The organism is bacterium (Candidatus Blackallbacteria) CG13_big_fil_rev_8_21_14_2_50_49_14 (assembly GCA_002783405.1).
GTDB lineage: Bacteria > Cyanobacteriota > Sericytochromatia > UBA7694 > UBA7694.
The window spans coordinates 1-5,728 of sequence record PFGG01000042.1; the positions used below are offsets into that span (position 1 = coordinate 1).

The 5,728-nt window shown below is 44.7% G+C and carries 5 protein-coding genes; 1 reads left to right on the forward strand and 4 read right to left on the reverse strand.

The window, feature by feature from the left end:
- A partial coding sequence (locus COW20_10270) for a hypothetical protein (protein PIW48210.1) occupies positions 1–687 on the reverse strand: 687 nt, incomplete at its 3' end.
- Positions 688–1,096: 409 nt separating this feature from the next.
- On the opposite strand from COW20_10270, the gene COW20_10275 reads away from it, so the two are divergent.
- Entirely contained in the window at positions 1,097–3,634 is a 2,538-nt protein-coding gene (locus COW20_10275) for a hypothetical protein (GenBank protein PIW48211.1), read from the forward strand.
- A 156-nt stretch (positions 3,635–3,790) separates the two neighbouring features.
- Here the strand turns inward: COW20_10275 and COW20_10280 are convergent, their stop codons facing one another.
- The 3 genes from COW20_10280 to COW20_10290 form a co-directional block, all read right to left on the reverse strand.
- Positions 3,791–4,144 (reverse strand): type II toxin-antitoxin system PemK/MazF family toxin, encoded by a 354-nt coding sequence (locus COW20_10280; GenBank protein PIW48212.1) that lies wholly within the window; start codon positions 4,142–4,144, stop codon positions 3,791–3,793.
- Complete coding sequence (locus tag COW20_10285; protein ID PIW48213.1) at positions 4,141–4,374, reverse strand: hypothetical protein; 234 nt, start codon at positions 4,372–4,374, stop codon at positions 4,141–4,143. Before COW20_10285 ends, COW20_10280 begins: the two co-directional genes overlap by 4 nt.
- Positions 4,375–4,560: 186 nt before the next feature.
- Positions 4,561–5,728, reverse strand: a 1,168-nt coding sequence (locus COW20_10290) for a hypothetical protein (GenBank protein ID PIW48214.1), incomplete at its 5' end; no start/stop codon positions are given.

Consider the following 5,728-nt stretch of genomic DNA (forward strand, 5'->3'; position numbering starts at 1 on the left):
AGTGAAGGTATCTTCAGCGGTCTTCTTGTCCATGGGCTCAGAGAACTTCAGCACGAAGCTGGTTTTAGGGTCTACACCAGAGCCATTGCGGGCAGGGGTGACCATGATCACTTCAGGTTTGTCGCTCAAAGCATTGTAAGCAGCAGAGAAACCAGTCACGCTGCCGTCATTACCGAAGTCATAACGGTTGGCGTTGGGGTCGCCCTGTTTGTTAGATTTCAGTACTTCAACACGTTTACGGGTGGTGAAACCAGGCTTAGAAGCGATGATTTCAACCTGAACACCTGAAGGAGCGTTGTTGAAAGCATAGGTGCCACCAGCAGTGACTGTTTCAACATTAAAAGGAACCGATGCGTTCAAGGAACGTGCTTTGACCGTTACGCCATCAAGGGGAGACTGGGTATCATCGAATACTTTACCATTGAAAGTGGTGGTTTCAATAATAGAAATATCGCTGGTGGCACTGGGCAAGGGAGTTGCGGTGGGGCTGGCATTGGGATCTGTCGTAGGAACAGCGGTAGGCATCGCAGTGGGAGCAGCGGTAGGCATCGCGGTGGGTTCAGCACTGGGAGCTACGGAAGCGCTGGGAGCGACAGTGGGTTCAGCACTGGGAGCTACGGAAGCGCTTGCACTTGCGCTGGGGCTGGGGCTGGGGGTGGCAGTAGGAGCAGGGCCGCAAGCGACCATGGACAGAGTTGCTGCCAGGCCAAGACCCGTTGAGAGAATACGTTGCTTCGTCATTTTGTTAAGTCCTTTCGAAAAGAAAAACTGTATTTATATTTTTTAAAAAACATTTCAACTACTTAAGTAGACACACATGCAGAAAATAAGTTCCAAGTATTATAAAAATAATAAATTTAAAACAAATCAATTAAAAATTTAAAAATTTTTATTCGCAAAATACCCAGGAAAGTCTATCTATTCAGAATACCTGATTGGGTTCAAACTGCATAGGACTATATTTAGTAAATATTAAGAAATTTTATTTATTTTTGAATATTTTTAAAAATATATTTATTCAAAAATTTTATTTTCTTATTTTTTAACAAAAAATATAATATTTTTATTATTTTCTTACGTATAGATAACGCATAAAATGCACAATTCATACGGGATGAAAGGCAATGAAAGAAGGAAATCCAAATGCTCTGCAAACAAACATGTTAACCTGTTAAATATGGCAGAAAACACACAAAGAAACCCTCTTGAAGAAAAACTTCAAGGTGCCCTGAAAACCTGGCAAAATCAGGATCACACGGCGGCTTGCGCTCAATTGGAAACCTTAAACAAAGAATTCCCCCACCAACCTGAAATTCTTCATCTGTTGGGAGTGTTTCACTACAGTTTGAATCAAGCCGAGCAGGCAGAACCCCTCTTAGAAGAAGCTTGTATGCTTTGCCCTGACTACGACGACTTTTATTTTAATTGGGGAAATGCCTGTTTGGCTCTGCAAAAATGGGAAAAAGCACTGCATGCCTTTCGAAAAGCCGGCTCACTGAACCCCGATCTCCATGAGGCAGGGATCAAACAGGCTCAAATTTTAGAAGAACTCAAAATCTGGCCCATGGCTGAAATCCTTTGGCGGGATTTATTGCAAAAATTTCCCCAGGCCCCCGATTTAATCCTGAGTCTGGCACGCAACCTGGTTGCCCAAGACCAATTGCAGGAAGCCCGGAATTACTATCTTCAATTACTTCAGCAAACAGAAATACCCTCCTCTGTTCTGTTTGAAATCGGGCAATTCTGTATTTCAATACGCGATTATGAAAATGCTTTTCACTGCCTGAATCAAGCCCCTGGCGTTTTTCCTGAAACGGCCCAATACTACCATCAATTTTCAAGTGTGCTCTTTCAGCTCAAACAATTCCCCCAGGCCCTCAGTATGGGTCAGAAAGCATTGGAATTAGAACCCCAAGCAGCAGAAAGCTGGTGGAATCAGGCTCAGATTTTACTGGAACTTAAAGACAATAAAAAAGCACTTTTCGCCTTGAAAAAAGCCCTGGATCTTGCCCCCGAATTCAGCGAACTCTTGATTCCTCTGGCCCAAGAACATTTGGATCGCTTCAATGATGACCAAGCGACCCTGCTTCTGGAACTCAATGCAGAAACGATTTCAGCAAATACACATCTCTCTGCTGAAGCAAAAGCATTTGCCCATTATGGCGCAGGATTGGCAACACAACGGGGAAATGCACCTGAAAAAGCCATTGGACATTTTCAACGCGCACAAAAAACCCATCCCCAGAATCTGCTCTATCCCTTGGCCGAAACGCTCTGTTTACCAGTAGTTTATGCGGATACCCAAAGTTTATCTGACTGGCGCCAACGGATTGAAACAGAACTGCCCAAGTGCTTAAACAGGCTTTTAGAAAATGCTGGACTTTACCAACTGCCCCAACCTTTACAGCAGATTCCTCTGCTTTTTCACTTGGCTTATCAGGGGTATGATGATCGCCAAATTCATACCCTGGTGGGAGATTTTTGGCAAAACCGCTTTGAGCAAGACGGGCTTCTGCTTCAAGCCAAGCTGTCTGAAAAGCCCCATTTTCCCTTGCGCATTGGTTTTGTTTCGTCTTTTTTCTTTGCCCATGCCGTCAGTCATATTTACGCACCATTGATTCAATTTTGCGCACAGGACCCTGAACTGGAAATTTTCTGTTTTTCGCTCAGCCCCCAAGCTGACAGCATGACCGAACTGCTGCGGGCCAAGGTACAGCAGTTTGTTTCTTTGGCTGGGCAGGATCATCTCAGCCAAGCCCAAAGGATTGCTGAAGCGAATTTGGATATTCTGGTCTATACAGATATTGGCATGGAATCCAGCTCTTATCTGCTGGGTCTGCAAAGACTGGCGCCCGTACAGTGTGTCTTGGGGGGGCACCCAGTCACCACTGGTTTACCTCAAATGGACTGGGCCATGTCAACCCACAGCTCAGAACCCGAAAATGCCCAGCACTATTATCGCGAAAGACTCTTTTTACGCTCTTCGCAAGCCCCTCAAAATTACAAGCCACCTGAACTTTCCCTGCCTCTTCCGACCAAACAGGAGCTGGGCTTTTCAGAAAAAAATCATCTTTATCTCTGCCCCATGACGCTGTACAAGGTGCATCCAGAGTTTGATCTGGCTCTGACTGAAATACTTGAACAAGATCCTCTCGCTGAATTGTATTTTTTTAAATACCATGAAAACAATCTGCATCAGCATTTGCTCAAACGTTTCGAAAAAAGTTTAGGGCAAAAGGCCCTTCAACGTGTTCATTTTCTGCCCTGGCTCAGTCGTTCTGAATTTACACAGGTGCTTGCCGCTTCAGAGGTCTGCCTGGATCCTTTTCATTTCAGTGCAGGCAATACCACTTATTTATGTATGCATACCGGCACACCCTTGATTACCTGGCCTTCTGGTTTACGGCGGGGCAGAATAGCCGCAGCCATTTTAGAACGAGCAGGATTACAGGAATGTATCGTGCCAAACAAAGCAGATTTTGGCAAACAAGCAGTAGACATCGCCTGCTCAAATGAAAAACGCTACGCACTCAAAACGAAAATGCAAACAGTACTCAGTTCAAATACAAATTCAAATGAAAGTTTTCTTGAACTGGTTCAGTTTTTCAAAAACACTTCAAAACATATTTTGTAAAAAAATTTTCTAAGCATATGAAAAAGCAGGCTTTCATAATGAAAACCTGCTTGAATCATTTTGAGAAGTTTCTCCTGCGATTCGTCAGGGAAACCTTACGAAAAACACAAGGCTTGCTACCGTTGCAACAAAAGCCGTAATGAGTGCTTAGATCGTTTAAAGCGCAAAGACAATCCTAAGCGCATTTTCGAGCAACGTGATTTCACCCGTACTTAAATGTCCACGTAAACGTACAAAACGGTTCTTCCAATCAATCGGACGTGTTTGCAGGCAATCAGCGATTGAACGTTTATCCAGACCATTGTCAGCAGAGGGTTCCATGACACAATTGGTCACAACACGACTCTTTTTTTCAGACCATTCAGTAATCGGTATAACCTGAATAACGGGTACGCGAGCGTTATAAGTATTGTTGGTGATCACAATACAAGGGCGAATTTTACCAGTTTCTGAACCTTTCACAGGCTCTAGATTCACATCGATCACCATGCCACGCTGAATCAGATTCATTCAGGCCACGCAGCCAAAGCTGTCTGAGTTAAACTTTGCAATTCGCAGTCTTGAGCGTAAATTTCAGCATATAAATCGGCTGATTGGGCGATAGCCTGGTCTTGCAAGTTCTTTTGAAAATGAAACAAAGCCATTCTCACCATTTCGCTTTTGTCTTTAAATCCATATTCTTTGCAGGTATTTAAAAAATGAAGTTGTTTTTCGTCGAGACTGAATTTAGCTTGAATCATACTGCCTCTCAGAACGTAAATTTAAACCCTAAATTAGGGGACAATAATTAGACCTAAATTGAGGGTAACATATTGGGAGCTTTAATTTCAATTAAATTCCCAAAACAAAAGGCCCCCACAAGAGGGCCTTGAGCTTATTTGGCTTTGCATAAGCCTCTTCTAAGCAGCTAATGCTGCAAGAAGTGCTTAGCTGGCGTTGGCAGAAGCGTTATCGCGTGAAGAATCCAAGGTATTACCGGCAGGATCCAGAACGGTGCTGTTCACTTTGATCCGAACGGTGTCACCTGGTTGGTAAACATCAATATTTTGGCCCGCAGTCAGGGTAATACCCCCAGTATTGAACTGAGGCAATACCTGGCCTGTCGCATTGACAAAACCTGCATTTTGACGCCAACCGATATATTTACCACTGGTATCGTTAAAGCTAACGGTGATCGAAGTGGTCGTTGATGTCACTGTAAACGGATTGGCACTGGGGGCATTTGCCCCCAAAGCAGCAGCAGCCAGATTCAATTGGGTTTGCAAACTGGTGGCAACCGCTGCATTGCTGGTCAGACTTTCATCCAGATTTACAGCAGTCAAAGTTTGTAAACCAGCGACCGCAGCAGCGACAATCCCACCACAAGCAGCGGGTACGCCCATCAATTGAATCACCAACGCATTTTCACCATTATTGGCAGCCGCATCGGTGGTAAAGCTACCGGCTACGGTATTGGGTGAATTCAAAAGGTAAATATTATTGGCCGTTGCTACTGCTTTGGGAGGCAACAAGAGAACGGTTTTGTGGGTCAGGTCGGTGGTGTCATAAACCGCAGTACCACAGAGCGCACCCCAAGTACCAGAATAGGCTGTCACGCCACCGGTTTTCACCACCGTGGTATTGTAGTTTTTAGCAGTTGCAGTACTGGTAGCAATCGTGCCACCGGGGTAAGCGGCTGCAGCCTTGGTATCAGAACCCGCAGTGTTTTCCATACCGCCCGCGATTGAAATATCGCGGGTATAGATGATCATGCGCTCGCTGTAGCGAACACGAATCGCATCGCCATTGTTGCCACCGTTTTCAGTGGTTTCAGCGGTAATACCGGTAATGGTGGGTTTCGCTTCGTCGGTTTTGATTGCGAACTTGTAAGACTCTTCAAAATCACCATCGGTCAGTTTGAAGTGTTTTTCAGAACGGCTAATCCCGCTCTTGTCTTTGAAAATACGATCGCCACCGCTGAATGAGCGGAAAGCCACGTTGTAATCGGGAACCAGGTTGCTGTCTTTATCGGTGGGCAGCAGTTTTTCTTCTTTGAAGGAGAAGGTGACTTCAGTGTCATCGCTGTTCCAAGAGATATTGAAAGCATCTTTGTCC

Excerpts from the sequence above, each read along its gene's own strand:
- COW20_10280 (PIW48212.1), bottom strand. The coding sequence starts at position 4,144 with ATGAATCTGATTCAGCGTGGCATGGTGATCGATGTGAATCTAGAGCCT.
- COW20_10275 (PIW48211.1), top strand. The coding sequence starts at position 1,097 with ATGCACAATTCATACGGGATGAAAGGCAATGAAAGAAGGAAATCCAAA.
- COW20_10285 (PIW48213.1), bottom strand. The coding sequence starts at position 4,374 with ATGATTCAAGCTAAATTCAGTCTCGACGAAAAACAACTTCATTTTTTA.